The organism is Escherichia sp. TW14182 (genome assembly GCF_000208525.1).
Lineage (GTDB): Bacteria > Pseudomonadota > Gammaproteobacteria > Enterobacterales > Enterobacteriaceae > Escherichia > Escherichia ruysiae.
In genome coordinates this window covers 1-23942 of the sequence record NZ_AEJZ01000077.1, presented here as the reverse complement: position 1 = coordinate 23942, position 23942 = coordinate 1, and the positions used below count along the sequence as shown (strand labels likewise).

The following is a 23942-nucleotide window of genomic DNA, read 5'->3' as shown; positions in this document are numbered from 1 at the left end:
ACACTATCAGTAAGTTGGAGTCACTACCCGTTGTGTGATGGTTGTGGTCAGTGCTGCCTGCATAAACTGATGGATGAAGACACCGACGAAATCTACTTCACTAACGTCGCTTGCCGTCAGCTTAATATTAAAACCTGTCAATGTCGGAACTACGAACGCCGCTTCGAGTTTGAACCTGACTGCATCAAATTAACCCGCGAAAACCTGCCAACATTCGAATGGCTACCGATGACCTGTGCATATCGATTGCTGGCGGAAGGGAAGGCATTGCCAGAGTGGCATCCGCTGATGACTGGTTCGAAAGCGGCAATGCACGGTGAGCGAATCTCTGTACGTCATATTGCGGTGAAAGAATCAGAAGTGATCGACTGGCAGGATCATATACTCAATAAACCGGACTGGGCGCAGTGAGCATTTGAAACAGAAGGGATTACTTTCTCGTTTTGAACGGGGCACTGTTGGTGCATCAGAACTGAAATTTACATTCAGAATTGCCAGGGGATTGTCATTATTATCTGCCCCCAATGCGAACAGAAAAATGCCCCTCTGTGCAGTAATGAAGATTGGATTTACTCCTGCACTTAATGCCCTGCGAGCAAATGTGCTGTAATTCATACGCTGTACGAACTTATACTGATACTCCTATTTCTCGGTGCTACATTCCTGTATTTATTGCCAGTTTCCAGAGACTGCTTATCTGCTCACTCACGTTTTTTCGAGAGAACGATAATATTTTTCGTGGGGAAATAACTGCAAAGGAGAATTCTTAATATCGTCGTTTAATTTGTCGAATGCGGACATGGATTTTATGCAGACCATATAAACATTCTCTGGTCGCTTGTTCTTAACAGAATGTTTTTTGCTGATACTCGCAATGTGGTGACCTGGTCGATGAAACTGGCACTGTATAGTGCCAGTCGCAACTTAGTTGGCTTGCTTTTTCATCATACTGATAATAAACAACAGCGCCGCACACAGCACCACCGACGGGCCTGCTGGCGTATCGTAAAACGCGGAAAAGGTTAAACCACCAGTTACGGCAATCATCCCCACCAAAACAGCGACACCAGCCATCTGCTCCGGCGTGCGGGCAAAACGACGTGCAGTAGCCGCAGGAATAATCAGCAGCGAGGTAATAATCAACGCGCCGACAAATTTCATTGCCACGCCAATCGTCAATGCCGTCACCAGCATCAACAATAATTTTACGCGCTGTAATTTCACGCCATCGACAAACGCCAGATCCGGGCTAATCGTCATCGACAGTAAATTGCGCCATTGCCAGAACAGAATTGCCACCACGATGACCACGCCAATCGCAATGGAGATAAGATCTTCCGGCGTCACTGCCAGCAAATCACCGAACAGGTATGCCATCAAGTCAACGCGAATGTTAGACATCAGGCTGACGACGACCAGACCCAGCGACAAAGCACTGTGCGCCATAATTCCCAATAATGTATCGATCGCCAGTTGTGGGCGCTTTTCCAGCCATACCAGACCGCCCGCCAGCAGCAGCGTAACCGCAATCACTGCATAGAAAGGATTCACATCCAGTAGCAGGCCAAACGCGACGCCAAGTAAAGATGCATGTGCCAGCGTGTCGCCGAAATAAGACATACGACGCCAGACAACAAACGAACCCAGCGGACCTGCGGCACAGGCCAGCATGATCCCGGCTAACCAACCAGGAAATAATAATTCAATCATGAGCGATCATTTCCCCGACGCAGAATAATCCGCCCCTGTAAATCATGGCGGTGATTATGATGATGGCGATAGATACCCAGTTGCTCAGCACCGCGAGGTCCAAACATCGAAATAAATTCTGGATGCAGGGAAACGACTTCCGGTGTGCCGGAACAACAGATGTGGTGATTGAGGCAAAGTACTTCATCGGTTTTTGCCATCACCAGATGCAGATCGTGAGAAACCATTAATACGCCACAATCCAGTTCGCGGCGCAGTTGATCAATCAGGTCGTACAACGCAACCTGACCATTTACATCCACGCCTTGAGTGGGTTCATCCAGCACTAATAATTGCGGTTGATTTAACAACGCGCGCGCCAGCAGTACACGCTGCGTTTCGCCGCCAGAGAGCTTTTGCATTGGCGCGTCAATCAGATGCCCGGCCTGAACGCGTTTCAGTGCGGGCAGAATATCTTCTTTATATGTACCGGGGCGTAAGCGTAAAAAACGGTTTACGGTCAGTGGCAACGTGGTGTCGAGATAGAGCTTTTGCGGCACGTAGCCGATACGCAGTTTTCCGTGGCGCTTGATAACACCTTCATCTGGTGTTACCAGCCCGAGCACAACCCGCACCAGCGTCGACTTACCTGCGCCGTTCGGCCCAAGTAAGGTCAAAATTTTTCCAGGTTTAAGTTCCAGCGACACATCAGAGAGGACGCGGCGTTGGCCAAAAGAAACCGAGACATTTTCCAGGGAAACCAGACTTGTCATGTTAATTTTAGTCTTGCAGTAGTCATGAAATGTTATAATATCACACTTCTTGTATTCATTACGATGATTGGTCGCATTATGTTACATAAAAAAACGCTTCTTTTCGCAGCATTATCCGTCGCTCTCTGGGGTGGTGCAACACAGGCGGCAGATGCCGCCGTTGTTGCTTCGCTTAAACCTGTTGGATTCATCGCTTCCGCCATTGCTGATGGGGTAACAGAGACTGAAGTATTACTGCCTGATGGTGCTTCAGAACACGATTATTCACTGCGTCCATCGGATGTAAAACGCTTACAGAACGCGGACTTAGTCGTCTGGGTTGGCCCGGAGATGGAAGCGTTTATGCAAAAGCCGGTGAGCAAATTACCTGAGGCGAAACAGGTAACGATTGCGCAGCTTGAGAATGTAAAACCGATGCTGATGAAAAGTATTCACGGCGATGATGATGATCATAACCACGCGGAAAAAAGTGACGAAGATCACCATCACGGCGATTTCAACATGCATCTTTGGCTCTCCCCAGAGATAGCGCGGGCTACAGCGGTTGCAATCCATGGAAAATTAGTGGAACTTATGCCGCAAAGTCGAGCCAAACTTGACGCCAACCTGAAGGATTTTGAGGCACAATTAGTTGCAACCGATAAACAGGTTGGTAATGAGCTCGCGCCGCTCAAGGGAAAAGGTTATTTCGTTTTTCATGATGCTTACGGCTACTTCGAAAAACAATTCGGACTGACACCGCTTGGTCATTTTACCGTTAACCCAGAGATTCAACCGGGCGCGCAGCGTTTACATGAAATAAGAACACAGTTGGTTGAGCAAAAAGCAACCTGCGTTTTTGCTGAACCACAGTTCAGGCCAGCGGTCGTTGAAAGCGTCGCACGAGGGACATCCGTTCGTATGGGAACGTTGGATCCCCTTGGGACGAATATCAAACTGGGTAAAACAAGCTATTCAGAATTTCTGAATCAATTAGCCAACCAGTACGCGAGCTGCCTGAAAGGAGATTAATGAGGAAGTGATTACGTGCAACAGATAGCCCGCTCTGTCGCCCTGGCGTTTAATAATTTACCGCGACCACACCGCGTTATGTTGGGGTCGCTCACAGTTCTTACTCTGGCCGTCGCTGTCTGGCGGCCCTATGTTTACCACCGCGACGCCACGCCAATTGTTAAAACCATTGAGCTGGAACAAAACGAAATCCGTTCACTCTTACCTGAAGCCAGTGAACCGATTGATCAAGCCGCACAAGAAGATGAAGCCATTCCGCAAGATGAACTGGACGACAAGATCGCCGGAGAAGCGGGTGTGCATGAATATGTTGTTTCCACAGGCGATACGCTAAGTAGCATCCTCAATCAATATGGTATTGATATGGGTGATATCACCCAACTGGCTGCTGCGGATAAAGATCTGCGTAACCTGAAAATTGGTCAACAACTCACCTGGACATTAACCGCAGAGGGCAATTTACAACGTCTGACCTGGGAGGTTTCTCGTCGGGAAACGCGTACCTATGACCGCACTGCAGCAAACGGTTTTAAAATGACCAGCGAAATGCAGCAAGGGGAGTGGGTTAATAATCTACTGAAAGGCACTGTAGGGTCGAGCTTTGTTGCCAGCGCCAGAAGTGCTGGTTTAACCAGTGCTGAAGTGAGCGCAGTGATTAAAGCGTTACAGTGGCAGATGGACTTTCGGAAGGTTAAAAAAGGCGATGAATTTGCGGTATTAATGTCACGTGAAATGCTTGATGGCAAACGTGAGCAAAGCCAGTTACTGGGCGTACGTTTGCGTTCTGAAGGTAAAGATTACTACGCTATCCGTGCCGAAGATGGCAAGTTCTATGATCGTAACGGTACTGGTCTGGCGAAAGGATTCTTGCGATTCCCGACGGCGAAGCAGTTCCGTATCTCGTCTAACTTTAACCCGCGTCGTCTGAACCCGGTCACAGGTCGCGTTGCGCCGCACAGAGGGGTTGATTTCGCGATGCCACAGGGTACGCCGGTACTTTCGGTGGGTGACGGTGAAGTGGTTGTAGCCAAACGCAGTGGCGCCGCAGGTTATTATGTTGCGATCCGTCATGGCCGCACCTATACCACGCGTTATATGCACCTGCGCAAGATTCTGGTGAAACCGGGGCAGAAGGTAAAACGAGGCGATCGTATCGCGCTTTCCGGTAACACCGGGCGTTCAACCGGGCCGCATTTGCACTATGAAGTATGGATCAACCAGCAGGCCGTAAACCCGCTGACGGCGAAACTGCCGCGTACCGAAGGGCTGACTGGCTCCGATCGCAGTGAGTTCCTGGCGCAGGCCAAAGAGATTGTGCCGCAGCTACAGTTTGATTAATTAACACCCATTCGCAGCCGGTACGCAGTCAGTACCGGCTTTTTTATTTGGTGCGGGGCAAGTTGCGCCGCTACACTATCAGCAGATTGATATTTGCCTTATCCGAAACTGGAAAAGCATGGAAACGAAAAAAAATAATAGTGAATACATTCCTGAGTTTGATAAATCCTTTCGCCATCCGCGTTACTGGGGAGCCTGGTTGGGTGTGGCGGCGATGGCCGGCATTGCCTTAACGCCTCCGAAATTCCGCGATCCCATTCTGGCGCGGCTGGGACGTTTTGCCGGACGATTGGGTAAAAGCTCACGTCGTCGTGCGTTAATCAATCTGTCTCTTTGCTTTCCAGAACGTAGCGAAGCTGAACGCGAAGCGATTGTGGATGAGATGTTTGCCACAGCGCCGCAGGCGATGGCGATGATGGCAGAACTGGCGATACGCGGGCCGGAAAAAATTCAGCCGCGCGTAGACTGGCAGGGACTGGAAATTATCGAAGAGATGCGGCGTAACGACGAGAAAGTGATCTTTCTGGTGCCGCACGGCTGGGCGGTAGATATCCCCGCTATGCTGATGGCCTCGCAAGGGCAGAAAATGGCGGCGATGTTCCATAATCAGGGCAACCCGGTTTTTGATTATGTCTGGAACACCGTGCGTCGTCGTTTTGGTGGTCGTCTACATGCGAGGAATGACGGCATAAAACCGTTCATCCAGTCGGTTCGTCAGGGGTACTGGGGCTATTATTTGCCCGATCAGGATCATGGCCCGGAGCACAGTGAATTTGTTGATTTCTTTGCAACTTATAAAGCGACGCTGCCCGCGATTGGTCGTCTGATGAAAGTGTGTCGTGCGCGTGTCGTACCGTTGTTTCCGATTTATGACGGCAAGACGCATCGTTTGACGATTCAGGTGCGCCCGCCGATGGATGACTTGTCAGAGGCAGATGACCATACCATTGCGCGGCGGATGAATGAAGAAGTCGAGATTTTTGTTGGTCCGCGACCAGAGCAATACACCTGGATTTTAAAATTGCTCAAGACTCGCAAACCGGGCGAAATTCAGCCTTATAAACGCAAAGATCTTTATCCCATCAAATAGAAAAAGCCTCTCACAAAGAGAGGCTTTCGTCTGATGATAAATTCAAGTTTGCTTCAGAAGATTTGAAATCTGTCGAATTATCATTGAATTGCAGGCCGGATAAGGCGTTTTCACCGCATCCGGCAACGTACTTACTCTACGGTTAAAATACGCGTGGTGTTGGTAGAACCCACGGTACTCATCACATCGCCCTGGGTGACAATTACCAGGTCACCAGACATCAGGTAGCCTTTATCGCGCAGCAGATTTACCGCTTCGTTGGCTGCAACCACGCCATCATTCGCGCTGTCAAAATAGACCGGCGTTACACCACGATAAAGCGCAGTCAGGTTCAGGGTACGCTCATGGCGAGACATTGCGAAAATCGGCAGTCCGGAGCTGATACGGGAAGTCATCAGCGCGGTACGACCTGACTCGGTCATGGTGATGATAGCGGTAACACCTTTCAGGTGGTTAGCCGCATACATCGCGGACATGGCGATAGCTTCTTCCACATTGTCGAACTGAACGTCCAGACGATGTTTAGACACGTTGATGCTTGGGATTTTTTCCGCACCCAGGCAAACACGCGCCATGGCTGCAACGGTTTCTGACGGATACTGACCCGCAGCGGTTTCTGCAGACAACATTACTGCGTCAGTACCATCCAGCACGGCGTTTGCCACGTCCATAACTTCTGCACGAGTCGGCATTGGGTTGGTAATCATTGACTCCATCATCTGGGTCGCAGTGATTACCGCACGGTTCAGCTGACGCGCGCGACGAATCAATGCTTTCTGAATGCCGACCAGTTCAGGATCGCCAATTTCTACGCCGAGGTCGCCACGTGCAACCATCACCACGTCAGAGGCGAGAATAATGTCGTCCATCGCATCCTGGCTGCAAACGGCTTCTGCGCGTTCAACCTTAGCGACAATTTTCGCATCACAACCAGCGTCGCGCGCCAGACGGCGTGCATAGTTCAGGTCTTCGCCGCAGCGTGGGAAGGAGACCGCCAGGTAATCCACGCCAATCAGCGCCGCAGTCTGGATATCTGCTTTATCTTTCTCGGTCAGGGCTTCAGCCGACAGGCCGCCGCCGAGTTTGTTGATCCCTTTATTGTTGGAGAGCGGGCCGCCGACGGTCACTTCGGTGAACACTTTCATGCCCTGAACTTCCAGCACTTTTAACTGAACGCGACCGTCGTCCAGCAGCAAGATGTCGCCAGGCACGACGTCAGCAGGCAATCCTTTATAGTCGATGCCGACTTTTTCTTTATCGCCTTCACCTTTCCCCAGGTTGGCGTCCAGCAGGAATTTATCCCCAATATTGAGGAATACCTTACCTTCTTTAAAGGTAGATACACGAATCTTTGGCCCCTGAAGGTCACCCAGAATAGCCACATGACGCCCCAGTTTTGCGGCAATTTCACGAACTTTATCCGCGCGCATTTTGTGATCTTCAGGCGAGCCATGAGAAAAGTTCATACGTACAACGTTCGCGCCGGCAGCGATAACTTTTTCAAGGTTATTATCGCGATCAGTAGCAGGGCCTAACGTGGTAACGATTTTGGTTCTGCGAAGCCTTCTGGACATGTAATACTCCGTTGACTGAAACAACAAGGTGTTGCTTGAACATGAAATCCGAATGAAATAAAGCCATTGTGGCGATAAATTAATCTCATTCGGATGTCGTATAAGATTAGAACAATGGCAATCGTTTTAACGATCGTCACTTAAATTAAGTAACTGCTTATCAAAACGCGATTCCTTAAGAGCTTCCTTGACCCGCTTCAAGTTATCTCTGAATTTTGCGCCGCGTCGCAAAGTAAATCCTGTTGCCAGCACATCTATCACGGTCAACTGGGCAAGTCGAGAGACCATGGGCATATAAATGTCAGTATCTTCCGGTACGTCGAGGGTAATTGCCAGCGTCGCTTCTTGGGCGAGTGGTGTACCAGCAGAGGTGAGGGCAATCACCATTGCGTCGTTTTCCCGCGCCAGTTGCGCCAGTTCAACCAGATTTTTGGTTCTGCCGGTATGGGAAATCAACACAACGACGTCTCCATCGCTACAGTTCATACAACTCATTCGCTGCAGTACGATATCGTCCGAGTAGATCACCGGAACATTGAAGCGAAAAAACTTATTCATTGCATCGTGGGCAACAGCGGCAGAAGAACCTAACCCGAAAAAGGCAATTTTTTTCGCCTGGGTGAGGAGATCAACAGCGCGATTGACGGCGGACTTATCCAGCGAGTGGCGGACGTGATCGAGAGTAGCCATTGCCGACTCAAATATTTTCCCTGTGTATGATTCAACGCTGTCATCTTCACTGACGTTGCGATTAACATAGGGTGTGCCATTAGCCAGACTTTGCGCCAGATGCAGTTTAAAATCAGGAAAACCGCGTGTGTCCATGCTGCGACAGAAACGATTGACCGTCGGTTCGCTAACATTGGCTTCCAGTGCCAGAGCAGCAATACTCGAATGGATCGCGTTGTCGGGCGAGACAAGAATGACCTCGGCAACTTTGCGTTCTGATTTGCTCAGATGTTCCAGTTTAGACTGGATTTTTTCCAGCATATTCATGATGTAAAGAGACTCACGGGTAATGACGATTTCCGCACGGAAAGAAATCGAAATGCAGTTTTGTCAGATATTACGCCTGTGCGCTGTGTTAATGACAAAAGCAGATAAAAAAGTTGTTATTTTTTTTCATAACATGATCAGTGTCAGATTTTTACCCAAAGGAAAACGATGGTTTTTTTATCAGTTTTGCCGCACTTTACGCGCTTTTGCCGTAATCGCACGGGTGGATAAGCGTTTACAGTTTTCGCAAGCTCGTAAAAGCAGTACAGTGCACCGTAAGAAAATTACAAGTATACCCAGGCTTAAGTACCGGGTTAGTTAACTTAAGGAGAATGACATGGCGGTAACGCAAACAGCCCAGGCCTGTGACCTGGTCATTTTCGGCGCGAAAGGCGACCTTGCGCGTCGTAAATTGCTGCCTTCCCTGTATCAACTGGAAAAAGCCGGTCAGCTCAACCCGGACACCCGGATTATCGGCGTAGGGCGTGCTGACTGGGATAAAGCGGCATATACCAAAGTTGTCCGCGAGGCGCTCGAAACTTTCATGAAAGAAACCATTGATGAAGGTTTATGGGACACCCTGAGTGCACGTCTGGATTTTTGTAATCTCGATGTCAATGACACTGCTGCATTCAGCCGTCTCGGCGCGATGCTGGATCAAAAAAATCGTATCACCATTAACTACTTTGCCATGCCGCCCAGCACTTTTGGCGCAATTTGCAAAGGGCTTGGCGAGGCAAAACTGAATGCTAAACCGGCACGCGTAGTCATGGAGAAACCGCTGGGGACGTCGCTGGCGACCTCGCAGGAAATCAACGATCAGGTTGGCGAATACTTCGAGGAGTGCCAGGTTTACCGTATCGACCACTATCTTGGTAAAGAAACGGTGCTGAACCTGTTGGCGCTGCGTTTTGCTAACTCCCTGTTTGTAAACAACTGGGACAATCGCACCATTGATCATGTTGAGATTACGGTGGCAGAAGAAGTGGGGATCGAAGGGCGCTGGGGCTATTTTGATAAAGCCGGTCAGATGCGCGACATGATCCAGAACCACCTGCTACAAATTCTCTGCATGATTGCGATGTCTCCGCCGTCTGACCTGAGCGCAGACAGCATCCGTGATGAAAAAGTCAAAGTACTGAAGTCTCTGCGCCGCATTGATCGCTCTAACGTGCGTGAAAAGACGGTGCGAGGACAGTACACCGCAGGTTTTGCGCAGGGCAAAAAAGTGCCGGGTTATCTGGAAGAAGAGGGCGCGAACAAAAGCAGTAACACGGAAACCTTCGTGGCGATCCGCGTCGACATCGATAACTGGCGCTGGGCTGGCGTACCGTTCTACCTGCGTACCGGTAAACGTCTGCCGACTAAATGCTCTGAAGTGGTGGTCTATTTCAAAACGCCAGAACTGAATCTGTTTAAAGAGTCGTGGCAGGATCTGCCGCAGAATAAACTGACTATCCGTCTGCAACCTGATGAAGGCGTGGATATCCAGGTACTGAATAAAGTTCCTGGCCTTGACCACAAACATAACCTGCAAATCACTAAGCTGGATCTGAGCTATTCAGAAACCTTTAATCAGACGCATCTGGCGGATGCCTATGAACGTCTGCTGCTGGAAACCATGCGTGGTATTCAGGCATTGTTTGTACGTCGCGATGAAGTGGAAGAAGCCTGGAAATGGGTAGACTCCATTACTGAGGCGTGGGCGATGGACAATGATGCGCCGAAACCGTATCAGGCCGGAACCTGGGGACCTGTTGCCTCGGTGGCGATGATTACTCGTGACGGTCGTTCCTGGAATGAGTTTGAGTAATATCTCGACTTATCCTTACGGGTTATTTTACCGGTAACATGATCTTGCACAGATTGTAGAGTAATTTTTACACTTTTGAGCCTCGTGTGGATTCACCCACGAGGCTTTTTTTATTACACTGACTGAAACGTTTCTGCCCTATGAGCTCCGGTTACAGGCGTTTCAGTCATAATTTTCCTGAATGAAACGCGTTGTGAATCATCCTGCTCTGACAACTCAATTTCAGGAGCCTTTATGAATCCACAATTGTTACGCGTAACAAATCGAATCATTGAACGTTCGCGCGAGACTCGCTCTGCATACCTCGCCCGGATCGAACAAGCGAAAACTTCGACCGTTCATCGTTCGCAGTTGGCATGTGGTAACCTGGCACACGGTTTCGCTGCCTGCCAGCCAGAAGACAAAGCCTCTCTGAAAAGCATGTTGCGTAACAATATCGCTATCATCACCTCCTACAACGACATGCTCTCTGCCCACCAGCCTTATGAACACTACCCAGAGATTATTCGTAAAGCACTGCATGAAGCCAACGCGGTCGGTCAGGTTGCAGGTGGTGTTCCGGCTATGTGCGATGGTGTAACCCAGGGGCAGGACGGCATGGAACTGTCGCTGCTAAGCCGCGAAGTGATTGCAATGTCTGCGGCGGTGGGGCTGTCCCATAATATGTTTGATGGCGCGCTGTTCCTCGGCGTGTGCGACAAGATTGTCCCTGGGCTTACGATGGCTGCTTTGTCGTTCGGTCATCTGCCTGCGGTATTTGTGCCATCAGGTCCAATGGCAAGCGGGTTGCCAAATAAAGAAAAAGTGCGTATTCGCCAGCTTTATGCCGAAGGCAAAGTGGATCGTATGGCACTGCTGGAGTCAGAAGCTGCATCTTATCATGCGCCGGGTACATGTACTTTCTACGGTACTGCCAACACCAACCAGATGGTGGTGGAGTTTATGGGGATGCAGTTGCCGGGCTCTTCTTTTGTTCATCCGGACTCCCCGTTACGTGATGCATTAACCGCAGCCGCAGCGCGCCAGGTTACACGCATGACTGGCAACGGTAATGAATGGATGCCGATCGGTAAGATGATCGACGAAAAAGTGGTGGTGAACGGCATCGTGGCACTGCTGGCGACCGGCGGCTCCACTAACCACACAATGCACCTGGTGGCGATGGCGCGTGCGGCGGGTATTCAGATTAACTGGGATGATTTCTCTGATCTTTCTGATGTCGTACCGCTGATGGCGCGTCTCTACCCGAACGGTCCGGCCGATATTAACCATTTCCAGGCAGCGGGTGGCGTACCAGTGCTGGTGCGTGAACTGCTCAAGGCGGGCCTGCTGCATGAAGATGTCAACACGGTAGCGGGTTTTGGCCTTTCGCGTTATACCCTCGAACCGTGGCTGAATAACGGTGAGCTGGACTGGCGCGAGGGCGCAGAAAAATCGCTCGACAGCAATGTGATTGCTTCCTTCGAGCAGCCTTTCTCTCATCATGGCGGGACAAAAGTGTTAAGCGGTAACCTGGGCCGTGCGGTTATGAAGACCTCTGCCGTACCGGTAGAAAACCAGGTGATTGAAGCGCCTGCGGTTGTTTTTGAAAGCCAACATGACGTTATGCCTGCCTTTGAAGCGGGTTTGCTGGATCGCGATTGTGTGGTTGTTGTCCGTCATCAGGGGCCAAAAGCGAACGGAATGCCAGAATTACATAAACTCATGCCGCCACTTGGTGTATTATTGGACCGGTGTTTCAAAATTGCGTTAGTTACTGATGGACGACTCTCCGGTGCTTCAGGTAAAGTGCCGTCAGCTATCCACGTAACACCAGAAGCCTACGATGGCGGGCTGCTGGCAAAAGTGCGCGACGGGGACATCATTCGTGTGAATGGACAGACAGGCGAACTGACGCTGCTGGTAGACGAAGCGGAACTGGCTGCTCGCGAACCGCACATTCCTGACCTGAGCGCGTCACGCGTGGGAACAGGACGTGAATTATTCAGCGCCTTGCGTGAAAAACTGTCCGGTGCCGAACAGGGCGCAACCTGTATCACTTTTTAAGATGACAAATTTGTAATCAGGCGAGAGAAAACTCTGATGAAAAACTGGAAAACAAGTGCAGAATCAATCCTGACCACCGGCCCGGTTGTACCGGTTATCGTGGTAAAAAAACTGGAACACGCGGTGCCGATGGCAAAAGCGTTGGTTGCTGGTGGGGTGCGCGTTCTGGAAGTGACTCTGCGTACCGAGTGTGCAGTTGATGCTATCCGTGCTATCGCCAAAGAAGTGCCTGAAGCGATTGTGGGTGCCGGTACAGTGCTGAATCCACAGCAACTGGCAGAAGTGACCGAAGCGGGTGCACAGTTCGCAATCAGCCCGGGTCTGACTGAGCCACTGCTGAAAGCGGCGACTGAAGGTACAATCCCTCTGATTCCAGGGATCAGCACTGTTTCCGAACTGATGCTGGGTATGGACTACGGCCTGAAAGAGTTCAAATTCTTCCCGGCTGAAGCTAACGGCGGCGTGAAAGCCCTGCAAGCGATCGCAGGTCCGTTCTCCCAGGTGCGTTTCTGCCCGACTGGTGGCATTTCTCCGGCTAACTACCGTGACTACCTGGCGCTGAAAAGCGTGCTGTGCATCGGTGGTTCCTGGCTGGTTCCGGCAGATGCGCTGGAAGCGGGCGATTACGACCGCATTACTAAGCTGGCGCGTGAAGCAGTAGAAGGCGCTAAGCTGTAAGAGTCAAAATGCCCGATCGAGAATCGGGCATTTTTGAGGATGATGACAAACGCAACATTGCCTGATGCGCTATGCTTATCAGGCCTACAAGTGAATTGTAATATATTGAATTCATAAGATTTGTAGGTCAGATAAGGTGTTTACGCCGCATCTGACATAAACAAAGCGCACTTTGTCAACAATCTGAAATGCCCGATTGTAAATCGGGCATTTTTGTAGCTCGCTTTTGACAGATTTAACCTTGCACTTTCACCTGACCGGCGGCGTGCTTCGCGCGTTCAATGGCCTCATTAATACACTCTGCAGTAGCCAGTGCCACACCCAGACGACGGCTGCCATCAATTTCCGGCTTACCAAATAATCTAATCTGTAGACCTGCGCCTACGGCATTCTGCACATTATCAAACGTGACATTCTGACTGGTCAGTTGCGGCAGGATAACCGCAGAAGCGGCTGGACCATACTGGCGGATCCCACCAACAGGCAGTCCAAGGAACGCGCGTACATGTAGGGCAAATTCTGAGAGATCCTGAGAAATTAACGTCACCATCCCGGTGTCATGCGGGCGAGGGGAGACTTCACTGAAAATCACCTCATCACCACAGACAAACAACTCGACACCAAACAGCCCATAACCTCCCAGCGCCAGCACCACTTTACGGGCAATCTCCTGCGCACGTTCAAGGGCAAGGGGGCTCATTTGCTGCGGTTGCCAGGATTCACGGTAATCTCCATCTTCCTGACGATGGCCGACTGGCGCACAGAAATGGACACCATCCACGGCGCTGACGGTCAGTAGTGTAATTTCGAAGTCAAACTTAACCACGCCTTCAACAATCACACGACCTGCTCCAGCGCGACCACCTTGCTGGGCGTACTCCCACGCCTGAGCAAGCTGTTCGGCAGAGCGAATAAATGTCTGCCCCTTGCCGGAAGAACTCATCACCGGTTTAACAATACAGGGATAGCCAATGGCGGCAACCGCCTCGCGGAAAAGGTTTTCGCTGTCGGCAAAACGATACGTTGAAGTGGGAATTTGAAGCTCTTCTGCCGCCAGACGGCGGATGCCCTCGCGATTCATGGTTAATTTTGTCGCGCGCGCGCAGGGGACAACATTCAGTCCTTCCTCTTCAAGCTGGATCAGCATATCGGTGGCAATAGCTTCAATCTCCGGCACGATATAGTGCGGCTTTTCCAGTTCAACCACGCGGCGCAATGCATCACCATCCAGCATATTAATGACATGGGAGCGGTGTGCGACATGCATGGCTGGCGCGTCGGCATAGCGATCAACCGCAATCACCTCTACGCCGAGGCGCTGGCACTCGATTGCCACTTCTTTACCCAGTTCACCGGAACCTAATAACATCACGCGAGTTGCTGCCGGACGCAGCGCAGTGCCTAATAACGTCATAACGAATATCCCCTGATTAATTCCGCGTGAAGTATAAACGAAAACGTTTGCGTGTGTCTTTATTGCTTGATTGCTTGCGTTGATTTCTCGATTGAAAAGAAATATACTGTATAAAATTACAGTTATGATGAGAGGCTGCAAATGGCGGTTGAAATTAAATACGTAGTCATTCGTGAGGGCGAAGAGAAGATGTCGTTTACCAGCAAAAAGGAAGCCGATGCTTATGACAAAATGCTTGATACGGCGGATCTGCTCGACACCTGGCTGGCAAATTCCCCGGTCAAAATGGAAGACGAGCAACGTGAAGCTCTTTCACTGTGGCTGGCAGAACAGAAAGATGTCCTGAGTACCATCCTGAAAACAGGCAAATTACCGTCTCCGCAGGTGGTCGATAATAGCAACGATGCGGAAGATGAGACCCACGCCGCCTGAAGCAACTTGCGCTCCTGACAATTTGTACCATGCTTTCTCCTGAATCATTGTGCTATGGAGAAAAACATGAAAAAAAGAGGAGCGTTGTTGGGGCTGTTACTGCTTTCTGCCTGCGCATCAGTTTTTGCTGCAAATAACGAAACCAGCAAGTCAGTAACTTTCCCAAAGTGTGAAGGTCTGGATGCAGCCGGAATTGCCGCGAGTGTAAAACGCGATTATCAACAAAACCGCGTAGCGCGCTGGGCAGACGATCAAAAAATCGTTGGTCAGGCAGATCCGGTTGCGTGGGTTAGTTTGCAGGATATTCAGGGTAAAGATGATAAATGGTCAGTTCCGCTGACCGTGCGCGGTAAAAGTGCCGATATTCATTATCAGGTAAGCGTGGACTGTAAAGCGGGAATGGCGGAGTATCAGCGTCGTTAATGGCTATTAGTCATTGCGCATAATTCCTGGCGGATGTGGTGTAAGCACCTGTCCGCCTTACAATGCATCAGACCCCGTAGGCATGATAAGGCGCGACAGCATCGCAGTAGGCAATCAGCAGCAGATAATCCCAATCAATCCTTCATCCAAATTCCCACCATAGCCGAGTTCCTTATCTGACGCGAATTTCCGTCGCTGACTTCCTTTCGGTCCGTTTATTTGCGCATCTTTTGCCGCAATATACACTTTCTGACATCCTCATCCGCTATGCTACAGGCACTAAAAATGGTTATTGAGGAGCAAATATGGCTAACTGGTTAAATCAACTGCAATCCCTTCTTGGGCAAAGCAGTTCTTCTACCTCCTCGTCTACGGAGCAGGGATTGGGCAAACTTTTAGTGCCGGGCGCATTAGGCGGGCTGGCAGGGTTGCTGGTCGCAAATAAATCAGCACGTAAACTTCTCACGAAATATGGCACCAATGCGTTGCTGGTTGGCGGCGGAGCGGTAGCGGGTACGGTGCTGTGGAACAAATACAAAGATAAAATTCGTGCGGCGCATCAGGATGAACCGCAATTCGGCACTCAAAGCACGCCGCTGGATGAGCGTACGGAACGTTTGATCCTTGCGCTGGTCTTTGCCGCTAAAAGTGATGGTCATATTGATGCCAAAGAACGTGCAGCTATCGACCAGCAATTGCGTGAAGCCGGCGTGGAAGAGCAGGGGCGTGTACTCATTGAGCAGGCAATTGAACAACCGCTGGATCCGCAGCGCCTGGCGAACGGGGTTCGTAATGAAGAAGAGGCGCTGGAAATCTATTTCTTGAGCTGTGCAGCTATTGATATTGATCATTTCATGGAGCGTAGCTACCTGAATGCATTGGGCGACGCGCTGAAAATTCCCCAGGATGTTCGCGAAGGGATCGAACGCGATCTCGAACAGCAAAAGCGCACTTTGGCGGAATAATTCCGCTCTCTGGATAGCCTGACAGTGGACTATTTCTGGCTATCCAGAACCGCACAGCCATTTGAACGGACTGATTTTCTCTGTCAGCATATCATTCGATATCCACGCCATTACCTGTCATCATCTGAGCAATGACTACCCTGTTTCGCTTGCATACCGGGTGAGTTTTGCCACCCTTATAAGATGTTTCAACCAGAAAGAACAATAACATGCTACCAAAAGCCGCCCGCATTCCCCACGCCATGACGCTTCACGGCGATACGCGCATCGATAATTACTACTGGCTGCGGGACGACACGCGCTCACAGCCGGAAGTGCTGGACTATTTGCAACAAGAGAATAGCTACGGTCACCAGGTGATGGCTTCGCAACAAGCCTTGCAGGATCGCATATTAAAGGAAATCATCGACCGCATTCCGCAAAGAGAAGTCTCTGCGCCCTACATCAAAAATGGCTACCGCTACCGGCATATTTATGAACCTGGCTGTGAATATGCCATCTACCAGCGTCAATCGGCGTTCAGTGAAGAGTGGGATGAGTGGGAAACATTGCTCGATGCCAACAAGCGCGCGGCGCACAGTGAGTTTTATTCGATGGGCGGAATGGCAATTACCCCCGATAACACCATTATGGCGCTGGCGGAAGATTTCCTTTCCCGACGCCAGTACGGCATCCGTTTTCGCAATCTTGAAACGGGCAACTGGTATCCCGAATTGCTGGATAATGTCGATCCCAGCTTTGTCTGGGCGAATGACTCGTGGACTTTCTATTATGTGCGCAAGCATCCGGTGACGCTGCTGCCTTATCAGGTCTGGCGACACGCCATCGGGACTCCGGCATCGCACGATAAACTGATCTACGAAGAAAAAGACGATACCTATTACGTCAGTTTGCATAAAACGACATCGAAGCACTATGTTGTCATTCACCTGGCCAGCGCCACCACCAGTGAAGTTCGCTTGCTGGACGCGGAAATGGCCGATGCCGAGCCGTTTGTTTTTCTGCCGCGCCGCAAAGATCACGAATACAGTCTTGATCACTACCAGCATCGGTTTTATCTGCGTTCCAACCGCAACGGCAAAAACTTTGGTTTATACCGTACCCGTATGCGTGATGAACAACAATGGGAGGAGTTAATTCCGCCACGCGATAACATCATGCTGGAAGGGTTTACGCTGTTTACCGACTGGCTGGTGGTTGAAGAGCGTCAGCGCGGGTTAACCAGTTTGCGCCAAATTAACCGCAAGACACGGGAAGTCATCGGCATTGCCTTTGATGATCCGGCCTACGTGACCTGGATTGCCTACAATCCAGAACCTGAAACCGCGCGATTGCGTTACGGTTATTCCTCCATGACCACGCCAGATACTTTGTTTGAACTGGATATGGATACCGGCGAGCGCCGCGTGCTGAAACAAACTGAAGTCCCCGGTTTTGATGCGGCGAATTACCGCAGTGAACACTTGTGGATCACTGCCCGGGATGGCGTCGAAGTTCCGGTTTCGCTGGTCTATCATCGTAAGCACTTCCAGAAAGGCAACAATCCGCTGTTGGTATACGGTTATGGTTCTTACGGAGTAAGCATAGATGCCGATTTCAGTTTCAGCCGCCTGAGTTTGTTGGATCGTGGATTTGTCTACGCCATTGTCCATGTTCGCGGTGGTGGCGAGCTGGGGCATCAATGGTACGAAGACGGTAAATTCCTGAAGAAGAAAAATACGTTTAATGATTATCTTGATGCCTGCGATGCATTGTTAAAACTGGGCTATGGCTCTCCTTCGCTCTGTTATGCAATGGGAGGCAGTGCGGGGGGAATGCTGATGGGGGTCGCTATCAACGAACGCCCCGAGCTGTTCCACGGCGTTATCGCCCAGGTGCCGTTTGTTGATGTCGTAACAACGATGCTTGATGAATCAATTCCTCTGACCACTGGCGAATTTGAAGAGTGGGGGAATCCGCAAGATCCGCAATATTACGAGTACATGAAAAGCTACAGCCCGTATGACAACGTCACCGCACAGGCTTATCCGCATTTGCTGGTAACGACCGGCTTACACGATTCACAGGTGCAATACTGGGAACCGGCAAAATGGGTGGCTAAATTGCGTGAGTTGAAAACCGATGACCATCTGTTATTGCTGTGTACCGACATGGACTCAGGGCATGGCGGTAAATCGGGGCGCTTCAAATCTTACGAAGGTGTGGCGATGGAATATGCTTTTCTGGTCGCGCTGGCGCAGGGGACATTACCCGGTCAGCCAGCGGCTTAAGCATTCTCCAGGTAATGCTTCAACGTTAAACGCAATTCCGGGCTCATACTGTCGAGGTTATTAAACAACCAGCGCAGGTAGCCCGGATCGCGCTCTGCAACTTCTGATACTGCTTTACCGCGATACTTGCCAAACGTGAACGTCGTTAACAATGATGGACGTCCAGTGATATCCGCCATTTGTTCCACCGTCCAGCCGGATGTGTTCATAATATCGATAAGCAAGGCAGCGGTGATGTAACAGTCATACAGCGCACGGTGGTGATGCAAGCCTGGCGGCGTTTGTACACTGAGTTTACGCGTTTTATACAACGCCATATTGCTGTACTTGATTCCTGGCCACAAACGACGAGCCAGTTTCATCGTGCAGATCCACTCGCCAGGCATTTCAGGCAATACGCGGCGGTCAAAGCTGGCATTGTGGGCGACATACCATTCACTACCGTAGTAGTGCGGGATCACCTCCTCAATCCACGGCTTGTCGGCGACCATGGCTTCGGTGATGCGATGAATCGCCATAGCTTGCGGAGTAATGGGACGGTCGGGGCGCACCAGGTGGCTCATGGGGTTGACGATTTTCCCATCAACAACATCAACTGAGGCGATCTCGACGACCCCTCCCTGTAAACCGCAGGTTTCTGTATCGATAATACGCAGCATGGCAAAACTCCGGGCCGAAAACGCCTAGCGTAATGGAATGATATCGCCTTGCCAACCCTGCGGTGTGCGTTGACCAACTAACAATAACGAACCGCGATCGGCGCGAACAATAAGGCTGCCATGTTCATCCCACAGTGCGCTGTTGCCCCGGGCATTAGCCATCAGTACGGCGATGGAGAACTGATGTGAGAAAAATTGTAAGTGGCGAGTAGAAGCCAATAGTTCGGGCTCACTGATGCACTGACCGGTGGTAAACAGTGAACAGGTTGGGGGCATATCAATGCCTTCAGGTTGTCCATCCACCACAGTGATGGTTTTAGAGTGTCGATCCAGACATGCTCCGTGGCTTTGATGATAAATTCCGGGCGCGTTCATCCCTGGCGCGAATACGGCAATACCACGAATAAAACGTTCATTATGTTCAACGGGGAGGCCGGTAATAATGGTCATTCTCCATGTTGTCGCGGCATAACAAAGCGGGGCTAACAGCGAAAGGTCGGGCGGGGCAGGAAGAGAGCGTCGCTTATAATCACATCCCAGTAGAGAAAGCGAGGGGAAAACTAAAAGTTCGCACTGCTGTCTGGCGGCAGCCCTCACGAACTCCAGATGATGGGCCACCTGCTCAGTGAGTGAGGCATTACGAGGCTCATATTGTGCTGCTGCGACTTTCCTGTATGTCATAATGACTTCCTTTTCACAGTGTCCGCAAATATTGATGCGTATAAGAAAATACTCACAATTTAGCAGGCGCTATGTAAGAAAGTGTAACTTAATATAAGGTTTATTTAAGTTTAGGCTCGTAAGGTAAGCGTGACAGATTTACAGAGGCAAGGCGGTGGGTAATAAGGCGCTCACGAAACCAGCTTCGCAGGTGTTCCGGTTGTTCACGTTCAACCGCCTCAGCAATTACCGGCATATTGTAACGTTCTTTAAATGCCACCCCGGCAGCCGCCAGATCGACATTAACTTTATCCATTTCAGTTTGATCCAGTTTAGCCAGATTCTTCAGCATATTGTGTCTCCTCGTTAATTGCGGGCAAAAGTTACTAAGAGTCAGCCAGGATGGCAAGCCGGAATTGATGATCCTCGACTCTATCATTAGACAAGGTTATGCTCTGTAAAAAAGTTATTACAAAAAGGAATAGATAATATGGTTTCAACTGCACGTTCTCTTCGTTACGCACTCGTATTATTTGCCGCTTCGCTGGCGCCTTCTGTCTGGGCACATGCGCATCTGACGCATCAGTATCCTGCGGCGAATGCGGAGGTTACTGCTGCCCCACAGGCCATTACGTTAAACTTCTCTGAAAGTATTGAACCCGGATTCAGCGGCGCCAAAATCATCGGTTCAAAGAATGAAAATGTTAAAACATTACCCGCGAAGCGTAATGAACAAGACAAAAACCAATTGATTGTTCCGCTTGCCGACGCCCTGAAGCCCGGAAGTTATACCGTCAACTGGCATGTTGTCTCGGTGGACGGGCATAAAACCAAAGGGCATTACACCTTTACAGTGAAATAAAACATGCTGGCGTTTACCTGGGTCGCATTGCGATTTATCCATTTTACCTCCCTGATGCTGGTCTTTGGCTTCGCGATGTATGGCGCATGGCTGGCACCAATAGCAATTCGTCGCTTGCTGACGAAACGTTTTCTGCGTTTACAACAACATGCTGCCGTCTGGAGTTTGAGCATCGCCGCTGCGATGTTCGCCGTACAGGGCGGGTTGATGGGCGCGGGATGGTCGGATGTGGTTTCGTTGAACATTTGGCAATCAGTGTTACAAACGCAGTTTGGTGGTGTCTGGATTTGGCAAATCGTTCTCGCCCTCGTTACGCTAACCGTCGCTCTGATGCAACCAGGGAACATGCCACGTTTGTTGTTTGTGCTAACTACCGCGCAATTTATCCTGATGGCGGGAGTAGGACATGCGACGTTAAACGAAGGATTAACGGCGAAAATCCATCAGACTAATCACGCTGTACATCTGATTTGCGCGGCGGCATGGTTTGGTGGCTTGCTGCCGGTCGTCTGGTGTATGCGGTTGGTAAAAGGGCGCTGGCGACGTCAGGCCATTCATGCACTGATGCGATTCTCCTGGTGTGGACATTTTGCGGTAATTGGCGTGCTGGCAAGCGGTGTGCTTAATGCATTATTCATCACCGGATTTCCCCCAACACTTGCGACTTACTGGGGGCAGCTTTTATTTCTAAAGGTCATATTGGTGATGATTATGGTAGCCATTGCACTGGCAAATCGTTATGTTCTGGTGCCACGGATGGGGCAAGATGAAGACCGTGCGGCTCCGTGGTTTGTTTGGATGACAAAACTCGAATGGGCGATAGGTGCGGTAGTGCTGGTGATTATCAGCCTGCTTGCAACTCTCGAACCTTTTTGATGGATTACGAAAATGATGAAAAAAAGTATTCTGGCATTTATATTGCTTACCAGTTCGGCAGCGGCGCTGGCAGCGCCACAAGTGATCACCGTTAGTCGTTTTGAAATGGGTAAAGACAAATGGGCATTTAATCGTGAAGAAGTGATGCTGACATGCCGACCGGGCAACGCGCTGTATGTCATTAACCCCAGCACCCTGGTGCAGTACCCTTTGAACGATGTCGCGCAAAAAGAAGTTACCAGCGGAAAGACCAACGCCCAGCCTATTTCAGTGATCCAGATTGATGATCCTAACAAACCAGGTGAAAAAATGAGTCTGGCACCGTTTATTGAAAGAGCTGAGAAACTCTGTTAATCATCTACAGTAAATGTTTGATTTCAAATAAAAAACCGCCTCAGTTCTTTCACCAGAACGGGCGGTTTTTAACATTTAAGACGATGACAAGCACGCTTTTTATTGACCATTTTGCACGCAAACTGGCAAACCTGGTGTCGTCATCTATTCTTAAAGGGCAAGGCAACTAAGCCTGCATTAATGCCAACTTTTAGCGCACGGCTCTCTCCCAAGAGCCATTTCCCTGGACCGAATACAGGAATCGTATTCGGTCTCTTTTTAATTGTATTTAAAATCAACTGGTTGCAAACGTTTCCCCGAAATTCCCCGAAATTTACTCGAATTTCTGTATTCCGGTCTTTTTTTGGTTATATCACAACCAAAATACATTTAACAATCCATTTACGTTAAAATCAGAGCAGTAAGTACGTTTTTTCTCTCTCATCAAGATACATTTTTGTTGTCTTCTCCGATGTGTGGCCAAGTAGACGTTGAGCAAATTCTTCCCCACATGTTTCTTTGTACAATCGTCCAGCCAGGCTTCTGATCTCGTGAAAAGTTGGTGGGTTTTCACTGAACTGGATACCTGTTAATTTTCTGGCTGCGACAAATTTTTTTGTCAGGCCGTCCGGGTGAATGCTGCCGTCAGGGCTGTTTTTTCTAATTCCGGCACTGATTAGATAATCCCCCCGACTTACCATGCGGCACCGTTCAACTACTGCACCAAGCCGTAAACCAGCGACCGGAAGGCTGAGTGACAGGGGGATAGCAATCATCATTCCTGTCTTAATTTGCCTGATGTGGAGACGATCATCATAAATATCACTGAACCGCATATTCGTTATGTCTTCGCGACGTTGTCCTGTTACAAGGGCTAAGTCCATAGCTAATGGGAACCATGCCGGAAGTTGATCTGCTGCCTCCCTGATGCAGTTGTATGTCTTTAGTTTCAGCCGTTCTCTTGTAACTACTATTTTCGGTGCTCTTGTTGGCGTTACTGGATTTTGAGATATACGCCCTTCAACAATGGCTTCGCGGAACATATCAGATAACACAGAACGCATTGATCCTGCCATCGTGTTTTTCCCTCCTTCAATCCACAAATCAAGAAACTCGGCAATATGGCGAGTGGTTATTTCTGTCAGTAAAATCCTTCCCAATTTTTCTTTTATTGTCTCCAGTTGATTTACCCGAATTTTATAAGTATTTCTGGACACTTTTCTCCTTATAAGAATCGTTTTGTAACGTTCAATCCAGTCTGCCATAGTAAATGAGTCGAACCCTTTAAGCTTTTCAATTAAGGCAGCAGGAGAGTAGTTTTTGTATATATAATGATTTGCTTCAATTGCCTGCGCTACTGCATCTCTTCTTGAAATTTTACCTAGTGTAAATTCTTCTTTCGTCAGAGGGTTGCGCCAGTAATATGCTTTGTCCCTCCTTCGATATGTTAAGTTTTTAGGCAAATTGGGATCGTATTTTTTCCGCTGCATGTTTTAACTTCTCCAGTAACGGACTGTCTCTCCCTTGTCGCCCATTAGGCTGATGGTGTGTTATATCGGTATCAACCTTATTTGGGTTGATATAGAAAGCCTCCGGAACCACCCTGTAACTCCTCCCGTGTAGTTCAGGTGCAGGATAAATGTTTCCATTCCTTGCCCATCGTCTCAGCGTTGATATTGATGGTGGGTTATCTGGATATCTGAGTTTTCCCCACGTTTTGAGTGTCACAAGATTCATTGCCATACCTCTTACGATATGACCGCCAGTAAATATACAGAATACTGGCGGGTGTGGTTGATTTTTAATAATCAGCTATGAAGTTCTAATTTGTATATAATGCAACTCACGAGGACAGAAGTTTCTCGCAATTAAAATTTATCAGCTTTACTTTCTGCTCTCTGGACACGCCTGCTTCTTTTTTCCCTGAGAGCATTTTTTCGCATTCCGATTTGGTTAACTTTGTTTTTGAGTACCTTGTCCAGTTAGTAGGAGTGCCACCTTCCTTTTCAAAACACCTCCATTATTATTTCCAGTGGTTCG

At 49.6% G+C, this 23942-nt stretch carries 24 protein-coding genes and 1 pseudogene; 14 read left to right on the top strand and 11 right to left on the bottom strand.

The genetic code is table 11. The annotated features are described in order from the left end of the window. On the top strand, positions 1-411 hold a 411-nt coding region (ycgN, locus tag EQY_RS0107800), incomplete at its 5' end, for a cysteine cluster protein YcgN (protein ID WP_038808908.1). Between the two features lie 513 nt (positions 412-924). On the opposite strand, the gene znuB is transcribed toward ycgN, so the two are convergent. Together znuB and znuC are read right to left on the bottom strand one after the other, a co-directional pair. Next, positions 925-1710, bottom strand: a complete 786-nt coding sequence (znuB, locus tag EQY_RS0107795) for a zinc ABC transporter permease subunit ZnuB (RefSeq protein ID WP_000571472.1) — start codon at positions 1708-1710, stop codon at positions 925-927. Continuing rightward, the gene (gene znuC / locus EQY_RS0107790; protein WP_000202981.1) at positions 1707-2462 is read right to left on the bottom strand and encodes a zinc ABC transporter ATP-binding protein ZnuC; all 756 of its coding nucleotides are present in this window, start codon (positions 2460-2462) and stop codon (positions 1707-1709) included. The genes znuB and znuC overlap by 4 nt, the downstream gene beginning before the upstream one ends. A 78-nt stretch (positions 2463-2540) precedes the next feature. Here znuC and znuA point away from each other — a divergent pair, with 78 nt between their 5' ends. The 3 genes from znuA (at position 2541) to lpxM (ending at position 5901) form a co-directional block, all read left to right on the top strand. Further along, positions 2541-3473 (top strand): zinc ABC transporter substrate-binding protein ZnuA, encoded by a 933-nt coding sequence (znuA, locus tag EQY_RS0107785; RefSeq protein ID WP_024165128.1) that lies wholly within the window; start codon positions 2541-2543, stop codon positions 3471-3473. Positions 3474-3488: 15 nt separating this feature from the next. Then, positions 3489-4811 carry a murein DD-endopeptidase MepM gene (gene mepM / locus EQY_RS0107780; RefSeq protein WP_001184036.1) on the top strand — a complete coding sequence of 441 codons (1323 nt, stop codon included), beginning with the start codon at positions 3489-3491 and terminating at the stop codon, positions 4809-4811. Between the two features lie 118 nt (positions 4812-4929). Next, a complete protein-coding gene (gene lpxM, locus EQY_RS0107775) occupies positions 4930-5901 on the top strand; it encodes a lauroyl-Kdo(2)-lipid IV(A) myristoyltransferase (RefSeq protein ID WP_010357026.1) in 972 nt (323 codons plus the stop codon). Between the two features lie 131 nt (positions 5902-6032). Here lpxM and pyk read toward each other — a convergent pair whose 3' ends face one another. Further along, positions 6033-7475 carry a pyruvate kinase gene (gene pyk / locus EQY_RS0107770; RefSeq protein WP_000091159.1) on the bottom strand — a complete coding sequence of 481 codons (1443 nt, stop codon included), beginning with the start codon at positions 7473-7475 and terminating at the stop codon, positions 6033-6035. 126 nt (positions 7476-7601) lie between these two features. Beyond that, the gene (hexR, locus tag EQY_RS0107765) at positions 7602-8471 is read right to left on the bottom strand and encodes a DNA-binding transcriptional regulator HexR (RefSeq protein ID WP_001056684.1); all 870 of its coding nucleotides are present in this window, start codon (positions 8469-8471) and stop codon (positions 7602-7604) included. Positions 8472-8808: 337 nt separating this feature from the next. On the opposite strand from hexR, the gene zwf reads away from it, so the two are divergent. The 3 genes from zwf (at position 8809) to kdgA (ending at position 13008) form a co-directional block, all read left to right on the top strand. Beyond that, positions 8809-10284: a glucose-6-phosphate dehydrogenase gene (gene zwf / locus EQY_RS0107755; protein WP_000301727.1), complete on the top strand. Its 1476-nt coding sequence runs from the start codon at positions 8809-8811 to the stop codon at positions 10282-10284. Between the two features lie 234 nt (positions 10285-10518). Next, positions 10519-12330: a phosphogluconate dehydratase gene (edd, locus tag EQY_RS0107750; protein WP_001069467.1), complete on the top strand. Its 1812-nt coding sequence runs from the start codon at positions 10519-10521 to the stop codon at positions 12328-12330. 36 nt (positions 12331-12366) lie between these two features. Continuing rightward, complete coding sequence (gene kdgA, locus EQY_RS0107745) at positions 12367-13008, top strand: bifunctional 4-hydroxy-2-oxoglutarate aldolase/2-dehydro-3-deoxy-phosphogluconate aldolase (protein WP_000800512.1); 642 nt, start codon at positions 12367-12369, stop codon at positions 13006-13008. A 235-nt stretch (positions 13009-13243) separates the two neighbouring features. Here kdgA and purT read toward each other — a convergent pair whose 3' ends face one another. After that, positions 13244-14422, bottom strand: coding sequence for a formate-dependent phosphoribosylglycinamide formyltransferase (gene purT, locus EQY_RS0107740; protein ID WP_000173456.1), 1179 nt, complete (start codon positions 14420-14422; stop codon positions 13244-13246). 141 nt (positions 14423-14563) lie between these two features. Here purT and yebG point away from each other — a divergent pair, with 141 nt between their 5' ends. The 4 genes from yebG (at position 14564) to ptrB (ending at position 18512) form a co-directional block, all read left to right on the top strand. Beyond that, positions 14564-14854: a DNA damage-inducible protein YebG gene (gene yebG, locus EQY_RS0107735; protein ID WP_000257576.1), complete on the top strand. Its 291-nt coding sequence runs from the start codon at positions 14564-14566 to the stop codon at positions 14852-14854. A gap of 66 nt (positions 14855-14920) precedes the next feature. Continuing rightward, the gene (yebF, locus tag EQY_RS0107730; protein WP_010345796.1) at positions 14921-15277 is read left to right on the top strand and encodes a protein YebF; all 357 of its coding nucleotides are present in this window, start codon (positions 14921-14923) and stop codon (positions 15275-15277) included. Positions 15278-15582: 305 nt separating this feature from the next. After that, positions 15583-16242, top strand: coding sequence for a tellurite resistance TerB family protein (locus EQY_RS0107725; protein ID WP_000024760.1), 660 nt, complete (start codon positions 15583-15585; stop codon positions 16240-16242). Positions 16243-16451: 209 nt separating this feature from the next. Then, the gene (ptrB, locus tag EQY_RS0107720) at positions 16452-18512 is read left to right on the top strand and encodes an oligopeptidase B (protein ID WP_000936907.1); all 2061 of its coding nucleotides are present in this window, start codon (positions 16452-16454) and stop codon (positions 18510-18512) included. On the opposite strand, the gene exoX is transcribed toward ptrB, so the two are convergent. From exoX to holE, 3 genes are all read right to left on the bottom strand, one after another. Then, positions 18509-19171: an exodeoxyribonuclease X gene (gene exoX / locus EQY_RS0107715; RefSeq protein WP_000944297.1), complete on the bottom strand. Its 663-nt coding sequence runs from the start codon at positions 19169-19171 to the stop codon at positions 18509-18511. The two genes, ptrB and exoX, sit on opposite strands and share 4 nt — an antisense overlap. Before the next feature lie 24 nt (positions 19172-19195). Next, positions 19196-19852, bottom strand: coding sequence for a carbon-nitrogen hydrolase family protein YobB (gene yobB / locus EQY_RS0107710; protein ID WP_000222246.1), 657 nt, complete (start codon positions 19850-19852; stop codon positions 19196-19198). 100 nt (positions 19853-19952) lie between these two features. Continuing rightward, positions 19953-20183, bottom strand: coding sequence for a DNA polymerase III subunit theta (gene holE, locus EQY_RS0107705; RefSeq protein ID WP_000916765.1), 231 nt, complete (start codon positions 20181-20183; stop codon positions 19953-19955). Between the two features lie 138 nt (positions 20184-20321). On the opposite strand from holE, the gene yobA reads away from it, so the two are divergent. From yobA to EQY_RS0107690, 3 genes are read left to right on the top strand one after another with little or no spacing between them, the layout of a single operon-like run. After that, a complete protein-coding gene (gene yobA, locus EQY_RS0107700) occupies positions 20322-20693 on the top strand; it encodes a CopC domain-containing protein YobA (RefSeq protein WP_000255069.1) in 372 nt (123 codons plus the stop codon). A gap of 3 nt (positions 20694-20696) precedes the next feature. Beyond that, positions 20697-21569 (top strand): copper homeostasis membrane protein CopD, encoded by an 873-nt coding sequence (gene copD, locus EQY_RS0107695; protein WP_000879336.1) that lies wholly within the window; start codon positions 20697-20699, stop codon positions 21567-21569. A 12-nt stretch (positions 21570-21581) separates the two neighbouring features. After that, positions 21582-21923, top strand: a complete 342-nt coding sequence (locus EQY_RS0107690) for a YebY family protein (RefSeq protein ID WP_000976463.1) — start codon at positions 21582-21584, stop codon at positions 21921-21923. A 392-nt stretch (positions 21924-22315) separates the two neighbouring features. Here the strand turns inward: EQY_RS0107690 and EQY_RS0107680 are convergent, their stop codons facing one another. From EQY_RS0107680 to rcbA, 3 genes and pseudogenes are all read right to left on the bottom strand, one after another. Next, positions 22316-23392 (bottom strand): tyrosine-type recombinase/integrase, encoded by a 1077-nt coding sequence (locus EQY_RS0107680; RefSeq protein WP_001189094.1) that lies wholly within the window; start codon positions 23390-23392, stop codon positions 22316-22318. Next, positions 23358-23639 (bottom strand): excisionase, encoded by a 282-nt coding sequence (locus EQY_RS24380; RefSeq protein ID WP_001311878.1) that lies wholly within the window; start codon positions 23637-23639, stop codon positions 23358-23360. The genes EQY_RS0107680 and EQY_RS24380 overlap by 35 nt, the downstream gene beginning before the upstream one ends. A gap of 106 nt (positions 23640-23745) precedes the next feature. Further along, positions 23746-23910, bottom strand: a pseudogene (gene rcbA / locus EQY_RS24375) (double-strand break reduction protein RcbA); the annotation flags it as partial. Positions 23911-23942: the final 32 nt, after the last annotated feature.

What these genes read in the sequence shown, in the direction of transcription:
- yobB (WP_000222246.1), bottom strand. Translation starts at nt 19,852, where the DNA reads ATGACATACAGGAAAGTCGCAGCAGCACAATATGAGCCTCGTAATGCC.
- pyk (WP_000091159.1), bottom strand. Translation starts at nt 7,475, where the DNA reads ATGTCCAGAAGGCTTCGCAGAACCAAAATCGTTACCACGTTAGGCCCT.
- zwf (WP_000301727.1), top strand. Translation starts at nt 8,809, where the DNA reads ATGGCGGTAACGCAAACAGCCCAGGCCTGTGACCTGGTCATTTTCGGC.
- yobA (WP_000255069.1), top strand. Translation starts at nt 20,322, where the DNA reads ATGGTTTCAACTGCACGTTCTCTTCGTTACGCACTCGTATTATTTGCC.
- holE (WP_000916765.1), bottom strand. Translation starts at nt 20,183, where the DNA reads ATGCTGAAGAATCTGGCTAAACTGGATCAAACTGAAATGGATAAAGTT.
- yebG (WP_000257576.1), top strand. Translation starts at nt 14,564, where the DNA reads ATGGCGGTTGAAATTAAATACGTAGTCATTCGTGAGGGCGAAGAGAAG.
- hexR (WP_001056684.1), bottom strand. Translation starts at nt 8,471, where the DNA reads ATGAATATGCTGGAAAAAATCCAGTCTAAACTGGAACATCTGAGCAAA.
- ptrB (WP_000936907.1), top strand. Translation starts at nt 16,452, where the DNA reads ATGCTACCAAAAGCCGCCCGCATTCCCCACGCCATGACGCTTCACGGC.
- yebF (WP_010345796.1), top strand. Translation starts at nt 14,921, where the DNA reads ATGAAAAAAAGAGGAGCGTTGTTGGGGCTGTTACTGCTTTCTGCCTGC.
- znuA (WP_024165128.1), top strand. Translation starts at nt 2,541, where the DNA reads ATGTTACATAAAAAAACGCTTCTTTTCGCAGCATTATCCGTCGCTCTC.
- EQY_RS0107725 (WP_000024760.1), top strand. Translation starts at nt 15,583, where the DNA reads ATGGCTAACTGGTTAAATCAACTGCAATCCCTTCTTGGGCAAAGCAGT.
- exoX (WP_000944297.1), bottom strand. Translation starts at nt 19,171, where the DNA reads ATGCTGCGTATTATCGATACAGAAACCTGCGGTTTACAGGGAGGGGTC.
- lpxM (WP_010357026.1), top strand. Translation starts at nt 4,930, where the DNA reads ATGGAAACGAAAAAAAATAATAGTGAATACATTCCTGAGTTTGATAAA.
- znuB (WP_000571472.1), bottom strand. Translation starts at nt 1,710, where the DNA reads ATGATTGAATTATTATTTCCTGGTTGGTTAGCCGGGATCATGCTGGCC.
- purT (WP_000173456.1), bottom strand. Translation starts at nt 14,422, where the DNA reads ATGACGTTATTAGGCACTGCGCTGCGTCCGGCAGCAACTCGCGTGATG.
- copD (WP_000879336.1), top strand. Translation starts at nt 20,697, where the DNA reads ATGCTGGCGTTTACCTGGGTCGCATTGCGATTTATCCATTTTACCTCC.
- EQY_RS0107690 (WP_000976463.1), top strand. Translation starts at nt 21,582, where the DNA reads ATGATGAAAAAAAGTATTCTGGCATTTATATTGCTTACCAGTTCGGCA.
- znuC (WP_000202981.1), bottom strand. Translation starts at nt 2,462, where the DNA reads ATGACAAGTCTGGTTTCCCTGGAAAATGTCTCGGTTTCTTTTGGCCAA.
- kdgA (WP_000800512.1), top strand. Translation starts at nt 12,367, where the DNA reads ATGAAAAACTGGAAAACAAGTGCAGAATCAATCCTGACCACCGGCCCG.
- edd (WP_001069467.1), top strand. Translation starts at nt 10,519, where the DNA reads ATGAATCCACAATTGTTACGCGTAACAAATCGAATCATTGAACGTTCG.
- EQY_RS0107680 (WP_001189094.1), bottom strand. Translation starts at nt 23,392, where the DNA reads ATGCAGCGGAAAAAATACGATCCCAATTTGCCTAAAAACTTAACATAT.
- EQY_RS24380 (WP_001311878.1), bottom strand. Translation starts at nt 23,639, where the DNA reads ATGAATCTTGTGACACTCAAAACGTGGGGAAAACTCAGATATCCAGAT.